Below are 16,457 nucleotides of genomic sequence, written 5' to 3' on the forward strand. Positions count from 1 at the left end.
GGCGCATGCCCGACTGAACGCCCTTGCGCTATGCGCAAGGGCTGGGGGCAGAGCGAGGGACCGCGTTGCGTAGCAACGCAGGGTGAGGGGCGGGATGGGAAAGGCGCCCCTCATCCGCCCGTTGGGCACCTTCTCCCCGCTCGCGGGGAGAAGGGTAGGGTGAGGCGTCAGCGACGACTCTGCGTACGCAGCACCAGCAGTTCGCGCAGTTCCTGGCGCTCGGCCTCGACCAGTTCGGGTAGGCGCTTCTGCAGGCCTTCGATGCGTTGCTGGATCGCCTGGATTTCCAGGCGTGATACCGCATCCAGGAACGTTTCCTTGCGCTTCTCTTCGTCGTCCAGCGCCTGTGTGTCGATCATGGTGATCGCCGTGGATTCGACCGCGCGAGCCATCGCCAGTTTGGTCAGCGCCGCGGACTCGGGTCGCGCCGCGAAGTGTTCGAGGATCAGACCAGTGGAGATGTCGGGACGCTGGTGCACCAACTCGATCATTTCCACCAGCAGCTCGATGCCCGGTTGTTCCAGCGAGGCGAAATGCAGCGAAGAGGGCAGCGCCAGCGCTACCGACGGCTGCTGCAGCAGCAGGGTGATTGCGGTCCGCACCACCGAAGGTTTGTTCGCCGGTTGCGCACCCATGCGCGCATTCGCGCGCTGCGCCGGAACGTGCGTCTCCGGCGAACTCGCGCGCGCGCCGACGCCGGTGAGTTCGGTCAGGCGCTGCTTCATCAGGTCGCCGAAGGCACCGTCGGGGATCTGCGCGAGGTAGGACTTGGCGCGTTCGGCCAGGCGCCCCTTGCCTTCCAACGTCGCCAGGTTGACGTCGTTGCTCAGCAAATCGAAGAAGAACTGCGACAGCGGCGTTGCATCGCGCAAGCGCGTCTCGAAACCGTCGCGGCCTTCCTGGCGCACCAGTGTGTCCGGATCCTCGCCGTCGGGCAGGAACAGGAAGAACGCCTGGCGTCCGTCCTTCATGCGCGGCAAGACCGATTCCAGCGCCTTCCACGCCGCACCGCGGCCGGCACGGTCGCCGTCGAAGCAGAAGTACACGTCGGGCGCGTTGCGGAACAACAGCTCGGCGTGATCCGGCGTGGTCGCCGTGCCGAGCGTGGCCACCGCGCAGTCGACGCCGTGCTCGAACAGCGCGACCACGTCCATGTAGCCCTCGACCACCACCAGCTTGTCGATCTTGTTGTGCGCCTGGCGCACCTGCCACAGGCCGTAGAGTTCGCGGCCCTTATGGAACAGCGGCGTCTCCGGCGAATTCAGGTACTTCGGCCCGGCGTCCCTGCCGTCAACAGGCGCGTTCAGTACGCGGCCGCCGAACGCGATCACGCGACCGCGCCGATCGAAGATCGGGAACATCACCCGGTCGCGGAACTTGTCGTAGACGTGGCCGCGTTCGTTCTTCGAAAACAGGCCGCCACGTTCAAGCAGGCGCATGCGCCGCTCGTCGTTGCCGAGCGCATCCTTCAACGCGCTGAACCCGTCGGGTGCGTAGCCGATCTGGAACTGCTCCGCGATCGCCGCGCTTACGCCTCGTCCGTCGAGGTAGGTCTGGGCCTTGGGACTGTTGTAGAGCTGCTTGCGGAAGAACTTCGCCGCCGCATCGACCGCGCTGTAGAGATCGCTGGTCTCCGGATTCGCGTTGCGTTGCTGCGTGTCGCGCGGCACTTCCATGCCGACGCGCTTGGCCAGTTCCTCGACCGCATCAAGAAATTCAAGGCGGTCGTAATTCATCAGGAACGAAAGCGCCGTGCCGTGCGCGCCGCAGCCGAAGCAGTGATAGAACTGCTTGGTTGGCGAGACGGTGAACGACGGCGAGCGTTCGTCGTGGAACGGACAGCGCGCCGAGTATTCCTTGCCCTGCCGCTTCAGCGGGACGCGCGCACCGATGATCTCCACGAGGTCGGATCGTGCGAGGAGATCGTCGATGAAGCCGTCAGGAATGCGCGCCATTGGGAGCTATGGTCCCACGGATGGGCACCGCGAACGATTCTGTAGCGCCGCGGCTGCGCGGTGCGCCTTTGCGGCGTACCGAAGAGCGCACCGCGCAGGCGCGGCGCTACGGACCATTCCGCGACGCGTCGAAACTGGTAGCCAGCGCCCGCATTGCGTCGCCGCTCAGGCGCTGCACCGTCCATTCCTCCATGCCGACCGCGCCGACGCGGCGATAGAAATCGATCGCCGGCGTGTTCCAGTCCAGCACCGACCATTCGAACCGGCCGCAGCCGCGCTCCACCGCGAGCTTGGCCAGATAGGTCATCAGCACGTGGCCGACGCCGCGGCCGCGGAATTCCGGACGCACGAACAGGTCTTCCAGGTGCAGGCCGCGCCGGCCGAGCCAGGTCGAGAAGTTGTGGAAGAACAGGGCGAAGCCAGCGGGGCGACCGTCGACGTCGGCGATCACCACTTCCGCGCCGGGCGCGTCGCCGAACAGGTTGGCGGCGAGCATCGCTTCGTCGGCCTGTACCGCATCGGGCTCGCGTTCGTACTCGGCGAGCTCGCGGATCAGGGCGAGGATCAGCGGCACGTCGTTACGCGTAGCCGGGCGCAGCGTGACACCAGGGCGTTGCGTGGCGATGGGCGAAGCATGGGCGGTCATGCGGTCTCCACGGTTCAGGGGCGTTGCGCGCGCGCGATCGCGCGGGTGAGTAGCGGGCCGGCGATCGGTTCATCCGGACGCCAGCCGAGCTTTTCCAGCAGCGGCTGCAGAGTGGCGGTATGCGACTGCAGCAGCGGATCGTCGATCGCATGATGGAACACGACCTGCGCCGGCGCCCAGGGCGCGAGCAGGTCGAGCAGGGCACGGTCTTCACTGCGGCGCGTGCCGCGGCCGCGGATATGCACCTGCAGCGGTGCGGTCTGGCCGGTGCTCGCCGCGGTCGCGCGCAGATCGCCGATGCAGGCCAAGCCGAGCGCGGCGGGCGAACGCAGGTGCTGCTGCAGGTCGGCTGCGGCGAAGCGGTCGCCGCCGACGCGCAGCACGCGGGTCGAGAGGTCACGGGCCAGGTCCTCTCGCTCGGTCAGCGAGCGGGTGAGGACCAAGACCGCGTTACGCGCGGAGAGGGCCTGCGCTACCTGGGCACGCAGGCCGCGGTCGCAGGCGGCCGCGTCGGTCCAGACGCGGTCCTCGACGCGTTTGTCGATGGAGAGGGCGCGTTGGAACCAGCGGCCGAACATGCCGCGCGGCTCAGCCGGCGAGGCGCTGCTTCACCAGGACCGAGACCTGGCCCATGTCGGCCTGGCCGGCCAGCTTGGGCTTGAGTACGCCCATCAGCTTGCCCATGTCGGCCGGGCCCTTGGCGCCGGATTCGGCGATGGCGGCATCGATGGCGGCGAGAACCTCGGCTTCGCCCATTTTGGCGGGCAGATAGCGTTCGATCACGACCATTTCGGCGCGTTCGATCGCAGCCAGGTCCTCGCGGCTCGCCGCTTCGAACTGGCTGATCGAGTCCTTGCGCTGCTTAACCGCCTTCTCCAGCACGGCGATCACGCCGGCATCGTCCAGCTCGACGCGCTCGTCGACTTCCTTCTGCTTGATCGCGGCATTGATCAGCCGGATCACGCCGAGGGTGTCCTTGTCGCCGCCCTTCATGGCGGCCTTCATGTCGTCGGTGAGGCGTTGCTTGAGGGACATGGAAATCTCCTGAATCGGGAAGACGGGCGGGGTAAATGGCCCGGAACGGGCTCGAATCCCCAGGAACTAGAAATGCAAAAAGCCGGCAGCGCATGGGCGCGGCCGGCTTCTGCCAGACTGCAGGCGGGCGCGGGCCCGCCGGGCAATCAGTACAGGCGCTGACGCTTGGTGACGTCGCGCGAGGTGCGGCGCGCCTGACGCTTCACCGCGGCGGCAGCCTTGCGCTTGCGTTCCTGCGTCGGCTTCTCATAGAACTCGCGCTTGCGGGTCTCGGCCAGAACACCGGCCTTTTCGCAGGTGCGCTTGAAGCGGCGGAGCGCAAACTCGAAGGGCTCGTTTTCGCGGACTTTGACGCTGGGCATACGTAATCTCGTTGAGGGACCAACCCGGGCTGGGCCGGGAGAAGAGCCGCGTATGATAGCGGCCCTCTCTGGCCGCGTGCAACCGTCGCGGCCGCAGGCTGCAAAATCCGGTGCGCGCCCCCATATTCCGCCCTATGAAAGTCCTCGGTATCGAAACCAGCTGCGACGAAACCGGCGTCGCCGTCTACGACACGGCCACGGGCCTGCGCGCGCATGCCGTCTACAGCCAGATCGCGCTGCACGCCGAATACGGTGGAGTGGTGCCCGAGCTGGCCAGCCGCGACCACGTGCGCAAGCTGCTGCCGCTGATCCGCCAGACCCTGGCCGAGTCCGGTCTCACGGTCGAGGAGATCGACGGCGTCGCCTACACCGCCGGCCCCGGCCTGGTGGGGGCGCTGCTGGTCGGCGCGGGCGTGGCACGCGCGCTGGCCTGGGCCCTGGACGTACCCGCGATCGGCGTCCATCACATGGAGGGCCATCTGCTCGCGCCGCTGATGGAAGACGCCAACACCCAGCCGCCGTTCGTGGCGCTGCTGGTGTCGGGCGGTCATACCCAGCTGGTCGCGGTCGAGGCCATCGGCCGCTATCGGCTGCTCGGCGAGACGCTGGACGATGCCGCCGGCGAAGCCTTCGACAAGACCGCCAAGCTGATGGATCTGCCGTACCCCGGTGGCCCGCAACTGGCGGCGCTCGCGGAGATGGGTCGCCCCGGCCTGTTCAAGTTCACCCGACCGATGACCGACCGGCCCGGTCTGGATTTCAGCTTCAGCGGGCTCAAGACGCAGGTGCTGCTGGCCTGGCGCGACAGCGACAAGAGCGCACAGACCCGCGCCGACATTGCCCGCGCCTTCGAGGACGCCGTGGTCGATACGCTCGCGATCAAGTGTGACCGCGCCTTGGACGCCACCGGCTTCGACACGCTGGTGATCGCCGGCGGCGTCGGCGCAAACAAGCGACTGCGCGCGAAGTTGCAGGCCCAGGCTACGAGTCGCGGTGGTCGGGTCAGCTTTCCGCGGCCGATGTTCTGCACCGACAACGGCGCGATGATCGCCTTCGCCGGCGCGTTGCGCCTCAAGGCCGGCCAGCACAGCGATGCGTCCGTGCGGGTGACACCGCGCTGGGACATGGCGACCCTGTCGGAAGTCGCGTAGCGTTCGCCGCCCGATACGGATACTCACTGCATGGACAAGGTCTTCATCGAAGCCCTCGAGATCGAAGCACTGATCGGCATCTACGACTGGGAGCGTCGTATCCGCCAGCCGCTGCTGTTCGATGTGGAGATGAGCTTCGACAACCGCATCCCGGCGGCCTCCGACGCCATCGAGGACACGCTGAACTACAAGGCGGTGAGCAAGCGCCTGATCGAATACGTGTCGCAGTCGGATTTCGGTCTGGTCGAGACTTTGGCCGAACGCGTCGCGGCGATCGTCCTAGACGAATTCGGCGTGCAGCACGTGCGCCTGAAGCTGAGCAAGCCCGGCGCCGTGCGCGGCGCGCGCGCGGTCGGCGTGATCATCGAGCGCAGCAAGTCCTAGCGCTGCATCGCTAGTAGCAACCGCCATTTCGCCGCGATGCGAAATGCATCGACAATGACGTCATGAGCAAGGCCTACCTCAGTCTCGGCAGCAACCGCGAACCCGAACGGCATCTGCGCGCCGCCATCGCCGCGCTGCGCAAACACTTCGGCGAGATCGTGCTGTCGCCGGTGTATCGCACCGCGGCGGTCGGCTTCGAGGGCGGCGATTTTCTCAATGCCGCGGCAGTGGTCGACACCGCACTCGATCCGTTCGCATTGAACGCCTGGCTGCATGCGCTGGAAGACGCGCACGGCCGTGACCGCAGCGGGCCGCGCTTTGGCGACCGCACGCTCGACATCGACATCGTGTTGTTCGACGACCTGATGTTGCAGGGTGATGGCCACCTGCAGATTCCGCGCGACGAACTGAAGCATGCCTTCGTGCTGCGTCCGCTGGCCGAGATCGCGCCCGATGTGGTCGTGCCGGGGCAAGTGCACACGCTGGCCGAGTTGTGGGACGCGCACCGCGACCGGCATGCGCCGATGGAGCGGGTCGAGCTGTAAGACGGGTTGTTTGCCGCTATCGGCCGCGGGCGCGGCTTGCGCGTACCCATCGCTTTGGTTGTATCGCGGGCCGCCGCGGGCGCGGCGCGAGCATTCCGATTGCTGCGCTTGTATCGCGGGCCAACTTGCGCCGCTTTCGGTCTGCCCCGAGGATGCGCGCTTCAGCCATGCGGCGCTTTCGGGGGAAGGAACGATGTTCGAGAAGTTTTCGCGCAGTTGGGAACTGGCGAAGGCGAGCGCCGCGGTCCTGCGCTCCGACAAGGAGCTGATGCTGTTCCCGATCATCTCCGGCGTGCTGACCCTGGTGGTGCTGGCGACGTTCCTGCTGCCGGTCTGGGCGCTACGGGTGTTCTCCGACGGCTTCAACGTGGTTGGTGCCGTGGTCGTCTTCGCGTTCTATTTCTGCCAGTACGCGGTGATCCTGTTCTGCAATTGCGCGCTGGTCGGCGCGGCGATGATCCGCCTCGACGGCGGCGATCCGACGCTGGCCGACGGCTTCAACGCCGCCAAGGCGCGCCTGCCGGCGATCCTGGGCTATGCCGCGATCGCGGCGACCGTGGGTCTGGTGCTCAAGCGCATGAAGGACGACGACAATCTGCTGGTCCGCATCCTCGGCAGCGGCCTGGGCACGGCATGGACGCTGGCGACCTTCCTGGTCGTGCCGGTGCTGGTGAGCCAGAACGTCGGTCCGGTCGATGCGCTGAAGCAGAGCGCGAGCCTGCTCAAGCGCACCTGGGGCGAGAACGCGATCGGTAATGTCGGTATCGGCGTGTTCTTCGGCCTGCTCAGCTTCGCGGTGATCCTGGTTGGCGCGGTGCTCGGCTATCTGGCTGCGCAGGTGTCGACGGCGCTGGCGATCGCGGTCGGCGTGGTGTTCGTGATCGCGCTGCTGCTGATGGGCGTGTATCAGGCCGCGTTGAGCGGCATCTATTCGGCCGCGTTGTACCGCTATGCGACCGAAGGTGAGGCGCCGCCGGCGTTCCGTGGGCTGCAGTTGGAGCAAGCGTTCCGAGCCAAGTAATCCCTCGCCCCGCTTGCGGGGAGAGGGACAGCGTTGCGGAGCAACGCAAGGTGAGGGGGCGTCAGCGAACACCAAAAGCGCCCCTCATCCGCCCTTCGGGCACCTTCTCCCCGCACGCGGGGAGAAGGGACACAACCATTCAGGCATCCAGCAAGCGCCCACCATCCAAATGCAGCACCTGTCCGGTGCTGTAGCGCGCATCCTGCAGCAACCACCGCACCGCTTCGGCCACTTCTTCCGGCGTACCGGTGCGGCCCAGCGGCGTGCGCGCGAGCAGCTTCTGTTGGCGCTCGGTATCGCCGCCGGCTTTTGAGTCGTCCGCTTCCGGCCACAGGATCGCGCCGGGCGATACCGCGTTGACCCGCACCGTCGGCCCCAGCTCCAGCGCCAGCGATTTCGTCAGCATCAGCAATGCGGCCTTGGCCATGCAGTAGACGGTGTGTTCGCGCAGCGGGCGTTCGCCGTAGATATCAGCGAGATTGACGATCGCACCCCGTGTCGCGATCAGATGCGGCGCCGCGGCCTGGGCCAGGAAGAACGGCGCGCGCGCATTGCTGGCGAACAACGCGTCCCATTGCGCGGGTGTCGTGCTGCCGATCGGCGTGGGCACGAATGACGACGCGTTGTTGATCAGGGCATCGAGCCGGCCGTAACGACCGATCGTCTGCGCCACCAGTTCCGGAATGCGATCGAACTCGGCCAGGTCGGCCTGTTGCACGAAGCTGCTGCCCGGCCGTGCCGCATCCAGCTGCGCGGCCAGCGCATTCACCTCGTCGCGCGAATGGCGGCAATGCAGGACCAGGTCGTAGCCGGCCGCGTGCAGGCTGCGCGCGATCGCCGCGCCGATGCGACGGGCGCTGCCGGTGACCAGGGCGACGGGGCGGGCGGAGTCCATGCGTGCAGCTCCTCTAGCGAATACTCGTGACGCGGCATTGTGCGCCGCGCGGGAGATAATGCCGCATGACTTCGTTGCCCCCGCCTGATGCCGATGCGCTCGCTCACAGCGAGCGCCTGACCACCCTCATCCGCCAGGACATCGCCGCCAACGACGGCGCGATTCCGTTCTCCCGTTTCATGGAGCTCGCTCTGTATGCGCCGGGACTGGGCTACTACAGCGCCGGTGCGCGCAAGTTCGGCGAAGGCGGGGACTTTGTCACCGCGCCCGAGCTCGGCCCGATCTTCGCGGCCTGCGTCGCCGAGAGCGTGGCGCCGGTGCTGCAGCAGCTGGGCAGTTCGGCGGTGTTCCTGGAACTCGGCGGCGGCAGCGGCGCCTTCGCCGAAGTCGTGCTCAAGCGCCTGCTCGAACTGGATGCCTTGCCCGACCGCTATCTGATCCTGGAACCCAGCGCCGACCTGCGCGAGCGGCAGCGCGATCGCCTGCAACAACAGCTCTCGCCGATGCTGTTCGAGCTGGTCGAGTGGCTAAACGGACCGTTGCCGGACGAATGGAGCGGCGTGCTGTTCGCGAACGAAGTGATCGATGCCTTGCCGACCCCGCGTTTCGCGATCCGCGACGGTGAGGTCTATGAGGAATACGTGACCGTCGAAGGTGACGCCCCTTCGACTTCGACTGCGCCTACGCTCAGGACAGGCTTCGCGCGCACGCTGCGGCCGGCGGATGCATTCCTCGGCAATGCGGTGCGCAACATCGAGCGACGCCTCGGTCGCGAATTCGCCGAAGGTTACCGTTCCGAGCTGCTGCCGCAGCTGCCGTACTGGATCCAGGCCGTGTCGGGCGGCATGCAGCGCGGCGCGATGCTGTTCGTCGACTACGGCCACCCGCGCGCCGAGTTCTACCAGGCAGATCGCAATGACGGCACGCTGCGCGCGTACTACCGCCATCGCATGCACGAAGAACCGTTGCTGTGGCCGGGTCTGCAAGACATCACCGCATCGGTCGACTTCACCGCGCTGGCCGAGGCCGGTGTCGCCGCGGGCTTCGACTTCGCCGGTTACTGCTCGCAGGCCAGCTTCCTGCTCGGCAACGGCATGGCGGGGGTGCTGGAACGCATCGAGCGCATGCACGATGCGACCGAGCAGCAGCGCCGCCGCAACGAGGTCAAGAAGCTGACCCTGCCCAGCGAGATGGGCGAGCGCTTCCAGGTGATGGGCTTCGAGAAGGACGTCGAGTTCGGCACCGCGTTCATGGCCGGCGATCTGAGCTTCCGGCTGTGAGTGCGGCCTTGCGTCCATTCCAGCGGCCCCGCCTGTGGCTGGGACTATGGTTGTGCGCGATCGCTGCGGTGATCGTGCTGTCGCTGACCCCGCCGCCGCCGATGAAGGTTCCGCACAACTTCGACAAGGTCGAGCACCTGTCCAGCTACGCACTGCTGGCCTACGGCGCGGTGTTGTTGTTCGCGCGGCGTCGCACCCAGCTCGGCGCCGGTCTGGCGTTGGTGGCGATGGGAATCGGACTGGAGTTCGCCCAGGCCGCGCTGACCCGGGACCGCATTGCCGATCCGGCCGATGCCCTGGCCAATGCCACCGGGGTCGTGCTGGGGCTGCTGATGTCGTTTACGGCTGCCGCGCGCTGGTTGCAGCGGCTGGACGCGCGCCTGCACTGAGCGATTGGCCCAGCCATCGTGCTGCGGTGCAGCGATCCACGCCGCCGAGTGCAGGCGTGCTGCCGCACGCCGTCGTACGGTGCCGGCGATAGGGGCCGTAAATACAGGAGCTTGCGCTGCCGAGTCGAAAAAGACCGATTCGGCAAGGTTTTTGCACTGCTTGCGCAAAAGTTAAAAATTTCTGAAGCTCGGTGCACGGGGCCTGCAGGGGAGGCCCTCCCCGTCATCCAAAGGAACTCCGAGCATGCCTGCCATCAACCGCAACCGTTTGGCGCTGGCCGTGATTGCCACGCTCGCCGCCGGCGTCGCACTGCCCGCTTTTGCACAGGAAACCCAGCAAACACCGCAGGCCGAGGCTCCGGCCGCCGCCAAGAAGCCCGTCGAACTCGACCAGCTGGTCGTCACCGGCACACGCGTGCAGGGCAAGTCGCCGACCCAGTCGCTGTCGCCCATCGACGTCTTCTCGCCGTCCAAGCTCGAACAGCAGTCGTCTGCCGAGTTCACCGACCAGCTGGCCAACGTGGCGCCCTCGTTCAACACCCAGCGCTTCCCGATCGCCGACGGTACCGCCTTCATCCGCCCGGCGAACCTGCGCAACCTCCCGCCTGACGAAACGCTGGTGCTGATCAACGGCAAGCGCCGCCACCGTTCGGCGCTGGTCAATCTGCAGGCCGAACCGTTCGGCACCATCAACCAGGGTTCGCAGGCGGTCGACTTCGGCCAGATTCCGTCTGCCGCGATCGCGAAAGTGGAAGTGCTGCGCGACGGCTCGTCCGCGCAGTACGGTTCCGACGCCATCGCCGGCGTGGTCAACATCATCCTCAACGACAACGCCGAGGGCGTGCGCGTCGACGCCCAGTACGGCTCGACGTTCAAGGGCGACGGCGACAAGTGGCGCAGCTCGTTCAACCTCGGCCTGCCGCTCGCCGGCGATGGCTTCTTCAATCTGACTGCCGAGTACTTCGAGAGCGACTTCACCTCGCGCGGCATTCCGCGTGCGGATGCGGCCGTGGTTGAAGCCGCGCGTCCCGGCCAGGTTCCGTTCGAAGGCCTGGGCCAGCGCTGGGGTGATCCCAATGCCAAGGGCCTGCGGTCGTTCTTCAACGCCGAGATTCCGCTCAGCGACAACCTGAGCCTCTATGGCTTCGGCAGCTACGGTGACTCCAAGTTCGACTCCAGCTTCTTCTACCGCACGCCGGTGGGCGTGGCGGGCGTCGGCCCGCGCGGCACGCTCTGCGTGGGCTGCGGCACTGCCGGCGGCACCGCAGCCGACCCGGTGGCCCAGTCCATCGTCGACGCCATCATCGCGCAGGGCGGGAATCCGGCCGACTACCTGACCCCGTCCGCAACCAGCCCGTCCGGCTATATCGCGCTCAATCCGATCTACACCCAGTTCCCCGGTGGCTACACGCCGACCTTCGCCGCGGACATCATGGATTACGAAGGCGTGTTCGGCGCCAAGGGCAAGTTCGCGAGCGGACTGCAGTGGGACGCCAGCCTGCGCCAGGGCGAGAACCGGGTCTATTACAAGCTGATCAACTCGATCAACCCGAGCCTGGGTCGCCTGAGCCCCACCAGCTTCGAGCCCGGCATCCTGACCCAGCTCGAGCGCGGCGCGAACCTCGACTTCACCTATCCCTGGCAGAACGACATGTTCGCTTCGCCGATCAACGTCGCCTTCGGTGGCGAGTGGCGCGAGGAGACCTACAAGATCGGCGAAGGTGATCCGGCGTCGTTCCTGGTCGGCCCGACCGCGGCGCTGTTCGGCTTCGGCTCCGACGGCTTCCAGGGTGACTCGCCGGAAGGCGCGGGCGAATTCAGCCAGTTCAGCCGCGCGGCCTACGTGGACCTCGAAACCGACATCACCAAGCGTTGGACGATGGGCCTGGCCGGTCGCTACGAGCGTTCCTCGGCGTTCGACAATACGTTCGACTGGAAGCTGTCGTCGCGCTTCGCTGTGACCGACACGTTCGCGTTGCGCGCCACGGTCAACACCGGCTTCCGCGCGCCGACCCCGGGCCAGATCAACACGTTGGACATCACCACCACGGCCAACGCCAGCGGTGCGCTGATTCCGCAAGGCACCTTCCCGGTCAACAGCCCCGCCGCGATCGCGCTGGGCGCACAGCCGCTGAAGGCGGAGGAATCGTTCGCCTACTCGGCCGGCTTCGTCTACACGCCGACCGACAACTTCAGCCTGACCGTCGACTACTACAACATCCAGATCGACGATCGCATCGCGCTGCGCAACTTCAGCATCACCCCGGGCTCGCCGGAAGAGGCGGCGCTGCTCGCCGCCGGCATTCCGGCGGCGTCCATTCCCGGCCAGGTGTCGTACTTCAGCAACGGCATCGACACCACCGTGCAGGGTCTGGACCTGGTGGCGATCTACAAGGCCGACTTCGGCAACTGGGGCACCGGCACCTTCGACGCCCGCCACAGCTGGAACAAGCAGGACGTCGACCACGTCGACCTGATCCCGGGCACCACCACGCCGATCATCGATGCCGAGCGCGTGGCCGACATGGAAAACCAGCTGCCCAACAACCGCACGGTGCTGACCTTCGACTGGCAATCGCCGTGGAACTTCAACGTCACGACCCGTGCGAACCGCTACGACGGCTGGGAAGACATGACCTTCGGTGAGAAGGCCGAGTTCGGTTCGAGCTGGCTGTTCGACCTGGCGGTGACCTTCAACCTGTTTGACGATCGCGCCCACGTCACGGTCGGCGGCAACAACATCTTCGACAAGTATCCGGACAAGCAAACCAACGGCGTCCTCAACTTCCTGGGCGCGCAGTACCCGCTGTCCTCGCCGTATGGCTTCAACGGTGGCGAGTACTACGTGAGGGTCGGTTTCGAGTTCTAAGCGAGTCCGCGAAGGAAAAATCATCGGGCGGCTTCGGCCGCCCGATTTTTTTGGGCTATCCGCACGCGCCGGTCACGGTGTCCTGCGGGCCGGCGTGCCCAGCGCGCTGCGGCGGATCAACCAGTCCTGCAGGGCCACGCGCGCGGCGACGCGGCGCGCGGCGCTGGCTTCCTGCGGCGAAGGCGCGTGTCCATTCGCGGCGATGCGGCGTCGGGCGCGATCGGTCCACGCGTGGAAGGCCGGCTGCTCGGGCGCTTCGACCACGCCGTCCGGTTGGTACAGCCAATGGAAGCGCGACAACGCGTGATCGTCGGCTTGCGCCGGCGCCAACAGATCGCGGCCGAAGTTGCAGTAGCGCGCGTCCGGCAACGCCACTGCCGCCAGCGTCGGCAGGATGTCGGCGTGGCCGCCGAAGCGCTGCGTATCCACCTGCGCCGGACGATAGGGCGCGGGCAGATGGAAGTAGCCGAGCACGCGATCGACATCGGGCTGCTCCTGCGGCAGCGCGTAGATGTAGTGCGAACGCAGATTGTGATCGCCGGTTGCGGCGACGATCGCGTGATCGCCCAGCGGGCCGCGGGTCAGCCAGTCCATGAAGCCGCCGAGCTGGTCGGCCTGGTAGCGGTAGGTCGCCATCATCCGTTGCAGCGCGGCGGTGTCGGGTGCGGCGCGACTGCCCAGGCGAGCCGGATCGAACTGCGTGCGCGCGCCCGCAGGAACGTTGAACGGCGGATGGTTGGTCGTAGTCAGCAGGAACAGGAACAGCGGCTGGCCATCGCGCTCGGCCTGTGCCAGCAGGTCACGGGCGTAGGCGAACACGTATTCGTCGTACACGCCCCATTCGTTGCCCTGCGTCGCCGGGAACTTCGCGCGGATGTCCGCGGCGTCGTAGACGTGATCGAAGCCCTGGTGCAGGAAAGTGCGGCGCAGATTGCGCCAGGACGCACCGCCCGCATAGATGAATGCGGTGCGATAACCCGCTTGCTTGAACGGGAGTGCGGCCGAAGTCGGGTAGGCCACGTCGGCATAGCGGCCGCGCGTCAGCGGCGTGATCGGCGAGCCGAGCAACAGCGCTTCGAGCGCGGGGTGGGTGCCGTTTTGCGCGGCGAAGAAGTTCGGGAAGAGATAGTCGTCGCGCAAATGCGGACGCAAGCGACCGAGCAAGTCGTTGCTGCCGCCGTCGGCATCGAGCAGATCTGTGCCGAATGATTCCAGCAGGGCCAGCACCACATGCGGCTTGCGCAGCAGCACGCCATTACGTGGCGGCACGCGCGCGAACAGCGCGTCCGCGATCTGCGTATCGTCGCCGCGCACGCCCAGTACCGCGGCGGCCTCCTGCGGAGTGGCGAAACCCCAGCGACGCAGTCCGACGCGCGGGTCGTCGCCGAGATCGATGTCCTTGCCGCGGGTCTTGTACGCCTTGTACAGCGTCAGCGGCGCGTTGAGCACGATCTGGTTGACGAACGGATCCTGCGCGAACAGCACGTCCTGGCGCACCAGTGGGAACGTGCCGAGGGTGCCGCGCGCGAGCAGTGCCAATGCCAGCACCTGCGCGATGGCGAGGGCGATGCCCTGGTATCCGGCAAACTGCAGGCGATGGCTCAGACGCCCGCTGGCCCAGCGCAGCGCCTTGTAGGCCAGGAACAACAGCGCGGCTACCGCGAGCGTGCCGGTCACGACCGGATAGTCGTTCCACACCGTCTGCAATACCGCCACGGTGTCGTCTTCGAACAGGCCGAACACCACCGGGTCGAAACGCGTGTGATAGAAGCCGTAGTAGTAGTACTCGCTCGTCGCCAGCAGCGTGCAGATGCCGAGCAGTCCGATGCACAGCGCGAAGGCCAGATTCGGTGCGATCCGACCGATCCGCGGCAGCGCGAGCAGGGGCAGGGTGAGCAGCAGCACCAGCAGGGTCAGGCTGCCACCGATGGCGAGGTCATAGCGGCCGCCACGCAGCAGGCCGCGCAGCAGCCAGCCGGCATCCGGAATGGACCCATGCCCCACCCACATCACCAGGCGCGCGGCCTCGAGCATCACCACCAGCAGCAGCAGGAAGATCCAGCACGCCGCGAAAATGCGTGCCGACAGCAGGGGACGGTTCATGGCAGGAACGATCGGGGGGTGCGCCATTTTAGGCACCTGCGCCCGGATCGCCGCGGTCAGGTCTGGCTTGCCGACTCGTCGGCCTTCCCGGCGGCATCCAGAACCGACGCGATCGCGACGATGCGTGCGCGGCGCAGCGCTTCGCCCAGTTCCGGTCCCTGCAGGTCGCTGCCCAGGTCGGCGGCGCGTACCGCGATCGCCGCCGCATGCGCTTCGCGCAGCAACCGGCCGGCGGGGTATTCGATGTCGGCGAAACCGGTGCGACCACGCTTGTCGGCTTCGCAGGCGAGCGCGATCTGCGCGATGCGCTCGGGGCGGCGGAAGCCGTCGCAGCGCCCGATCAGCTCGAATACCGTCGCCGCGCGCAATTCGCGCATGCGATGCACGTTGAGGTGGTCGCGGCATACGCATTCGGCGAGCTGGCGGAAGTCCGTGGGCACCTTGAGCCGCTCGCACAGCGCCCGCAGCGGTTCGATGCCGGCGTTCTCGTGGCCGATGTGCCTGGGCAGTATGTGCGCGGGCGTCAGCGCCTTGCCCAGATCGTGCGTAAGCGCGGCGAAGCCGACCAGGTCGTCACCCGGCGCGAGCCGCGCCGCCATGTCGCACACCAGCTCGATGTGCACGCCGGTGTCGACTTCCGGATGGAATTCCGCTCGCTGCGGCACGCCATACAGCGCATCGACTTCCGGCAACACGACCGCGAGCGCGCCGCAGTCGTGCAGTGTGCGCAGGAACGCGGACGGCTTCGCGCTCGCCACCGCGCGGCGCAGTTCCTGCCAGACGCGTTCGGGGGTGAGTTCGGCCAGTTCGCCGCTGGCGACCATTTCGCGCATCAGTTCCATCGTCTCCGGCGCGACGTGGAAACCGAGATCGGCGAAACGGGCCATGAAGCGCGCCGCGCGCAATACACGCAGCGGATCCTCGGCGAAGGCCGGGCTCACATGGCGCAGCACACGCGCCTCGAGATCGCGCTCGCCGCCGAAGGGATCGACCAGCGTGCCGTCTTCGTCCTGCGCGATCGCATTGATGGTGAAGTCGCGCCGCTGCAGGTCTTCCTCCAGCGTCACCGACGGATCGGCGTCGACCACGAAGCCGCGATAGCCGCGGCCCGATTTGCGCTCGGTGCGGGCCAGCGCGTATTCCTCGCCCGTCTGCGGATGCAGGAACACCGGAAAGTCGCGGCCCACCGCCTTGAAGCCGGCCGCCTCCATCGAGGCCTGGCTTTCCCCGACCACGACGTAATCGCGATCGCCATGGTCGAGGCCCAGCAGGCGATCGCGGACGGCGCCGCCGACGAGATAAGTCTTCATGCAGAAAGTGTAGCGCCCGAAGCGCCACCGCTTTGTAGAGCGGAGCTTGCTCCGCTGCTCTTGATCTTGGGCGGCCGACCAAAAAGCAAAAGGCAGCGGAGCAAGCTCCGCTCTACAAGGCGCGGGCCTCAGCGCGGGGCGTGCTGTGCCAGCAGGGCGACAATTTCCTGCGCGCCGGCATTGCGGCCGAGGCTGCGCGCGAGCGGCGCGGCTTGGCCGGACAGCCAGATGCGCAGTTCGGCTTCGAGATCGAAATGCCCTGCGGTCTCGATCGAGAACATCACGATGCTACGGTAGGGCACGCTCAGGTATTCGACCTTGCTGCCCGTCATGCCCTGCTTGTTGACGAAGATCAGGCGACGATCGGTGAATACGATCAGGTCGCGGATCAGTCCGAACGCGCGCTGCAGGGTTTCGCCAGGCGCGAGCAGCGGTGCGAAGTCTTCGGCGATCTTGTCGAGATTCTTTTCGCTGGCGTGACCCAGCAGGGTGTCGAGCAGGCCCATGGATGC

16 protein-coding genes are annotated in these 16,457 nt (G+C 67.0%); 7 read left to right on the top strand and 9 right to left on the bottom strand.

The genetic code is table 11. The annotated features are described in order from the left end of the window. Positions 1 to 167: 167 nt before the first annotated feature. The 5 genes from dnaG to rpsU all read right to left on the bottom strand — a co-directional run bounded on the left by dnaG (position 168) and on the right by rpsU (position 3,998). On the bottom strand, positions 168 to 1,955 hold the full coding sequence (gene dnaG, locus ACYVGK_RS14840) for a DNA primase (RefSeq protein ID WP_460735067.1): 1,788 nt from the start codon (positions 1,953 to 1,955) through the stop codon (positions 168 to 170). Positions 1,956 to 2,061: 106 nt separating this feature from the next. Further along, entirely contained in the window at positions 2,062 to 2,601 is a 540-nt protein-coding gene (locus ACYVGK_RS14845; protein WP_460735069.1) for a GNAT family N-acetyltransferase, read from the bottom strand. Between the two features lie 14 nt (positions 2,602 to 2,615). Continuing rightward, a complete protein-coding gene (locus ACYVGK_RS14850; RefSeq protein ID WP_460735071.1) occupies positions 2,616 to 3,179 on the bottom strand; it encodes a hypothetical protein in 564 nt (187 codons plus the stop codon). Positions 3,180 to 3,189: 10 nt separating this feature from the next. Beyond that, complete coding sequence (locus ACYVGK_RS14855) at positions 3,190 to 3,636, bottom strand: GatB/YqeY domain-containing protein (protein ID WP_460735073.1); 447 nt, start codon at positions 3,634 to 3,636, stop codon at positions 3,190 to 3,192. Between the two features lie 146 nt (positions 3,637 to 3,782). Continuing rightward, positions 3,783 to 3,998, bottom strand: coding sequence for a 30S ribosomal protein S21 (gene rpsU / locus ACYVGK_RS14860; protein WP_036170822.1), 216 nt, complete (start codon positions 3,996 to 3,998; stop codon positions 3,783 to 3,785). A 134-nt stretch (positions 3,999 to 4,132) separates the two neighbouring features. On the opposite strand from rpsU, the gene tsaD reads away from it, so the two are divergent. The 4 genes from tsaD to ACYVGK_RS14880 all read left to right on the top strand — a co-directional run bounded on the left by tsaD (position 4,133) and on the right by ACYVGK_RS14880 (position 7,099). Further along, positions 4,133 to 5,149: a tRNA (adenosine(37)-N6)-threonylcarbamoyltransferase complex transferase subunit TsaD gene (tsaD, locus tag ACYVGK_RS14865; RefSeq protein WP_460735075.1), complete on the top strand. Its 1,017-nt coding sequence runs from the start codon at positions 4,133 to 4,135 to the stop codon at positions 5,147 to 5,149. Positions 5,150 to 5,179: 30 nt separating this feature from the next. Beyond that, positions 5,180 to 5,533: a dihydroneopterin aldolase gene (gene folB / locus ACYVGK_RS14870; protein ID WP_460735077.1), complete on the top strand. Its 354-nt coding sequence runs from the start codon at positions 5,180 to 5,182 to the stop codon at positions 5,531 to 5,533. A 62-nt stretch (positions 5,534 to 5,595) separates the two neighbouring features. After that, a complete protein-coding gene (folK, locus tag ACYVGK_RS14875) occupies positions 5,596 to 6,078 on the top strand; it encodes a 2-amino-4-hydroxy-6-hydroxymethyldihydropteridine diphosphokinase (protein ID WP_460735079.1) in 483 nt (160 codons plus the stop codon). A gap of 193 nt (positions 6,079 to 6,271) precedes the next feature. Further along, a complete protein-coding gene (locus ACYVGK_RS14880; RefSeq protein ID WP_460735081.1) occupies positions 6,272 to 7,099 on the top strand; it encodes a DUF6159 family protein in 828 nt (275 codons plus the stop codon). Positions 7,100 to 7,238: 139 nt separating this feature from the next. On the opposite strand, the gene ACYVGK_RS14885 is transcribed toward ACYVGK_RS14880, so the two are convergent. Beyond that, positions 7,239 to 7,994: a pteridine reductase gene (locus ACYVGK_RS14885; protein ID WP_460735083.1), complete on the bottom strand. Its 756-nt coding sequence runs from the start codon at positions 7,992 to 7,994 to the stop codon at positions 7,239 to 7,241. 65 nt (positions 7,995 to 8,059) lie between these two features. On the opposite strand from ACYVGK_RS14885, the gene ACYVGK_RS14890 reads away from it, so the two are divergent. The 3 genes from ACYVGK_RS14890 (at position 8,060) to ACYVGK_RS14900 (ending at position 12,532) form a co-directional block, all read left to right on the top strand. Continuing rightward, positions 8,060 to 9,274 carry a class I SAM-dependent methyltransferase gene (locus ACYVGK_RS14890; protein ID WP_460735085.1) on the top strand — a complete coding sequence of 405 codons (1,215 nt, stop codon included), beginning with the start codon at positions 8,060 to 8,062 and terminating at the stop codon, positions 9,272 to 9,274. 8 nt (positions 9,275 to 9,282) lie between these two features. Beyond that, positions 9,283 to 9,663, top strand: coding sequence for a VanZ family protein (locus ACYVGK_RS14895; protein WP_460735087.1), 381 nt, complete (start codon positions 9,283 to 9,285; stop codon positions 9,661 to 9,663). 244 nt (positions 9,664 to 9,907) lie between these two features. Continuing rightward, entirely contained in the window at positions 9,908 to 12,532 is a 2,625-nt protein-coding gene (locus ACYVGK_RS14900; protein WP_460735089.1) for a TonB-dependent receptor plug domain-containing protein, read from the top strand. A gap of 72 nt (positions 12,533 to 12,604) precedes the next feature. On the opposite strand, the gene ACYVGK_RS14905 is transcribed toward ACYVGK_RS14900, so the two are convergent. From ACYVGK_RS14905 to ACYVGK_RS14915, 3 genes are all read right to left on the bottom strand, one after another. Beyond that, positions 12,605 to 14,635 carry an LTA synthase family protein gene (locus tag ACYVGK_RS14905; protein WP_460735090.1) on the bottom strand — a complete coding sequence of 677 codons (2,031 nt, stop codon included), beginning with the start codon at positions 14,633 to 14,635 and terminating at the stop codon, positions 12,605 to 12,607. A gap of 56 nt (positions 14,636 to 14,691) precedes the next feature. After that, on the bottom strand, positions 14,692 to 15,945 hold the full coding sequence (locus ACYVGK_RS14910; RefSeq protein WP_460735091.1) for a multifunctional CCA addition/repair protein: 1,254 nt from the start codon (positions 15,943 to 15,945) through the stop codon (positions 14,692 to 14,694). Between the two features lie 128 nt (positions 15,946 to 16,073). Continuing rightward, positions 16,074 to 16,451, bottom strand: a complete 378-nt coding sequence (locus ACYVGK_RS14915; protein WP_460735092.1) for a PH domain-containing protein — start codon at positions 16,449 to 16,451, stop codon at positions 16,074 to 16,076. Positions 16,452 to 16,457: the final 6 nt, after the last annotated feature.

This window comes from Lysobacter tyrosinilyticus (assembly GCF_054779815.1).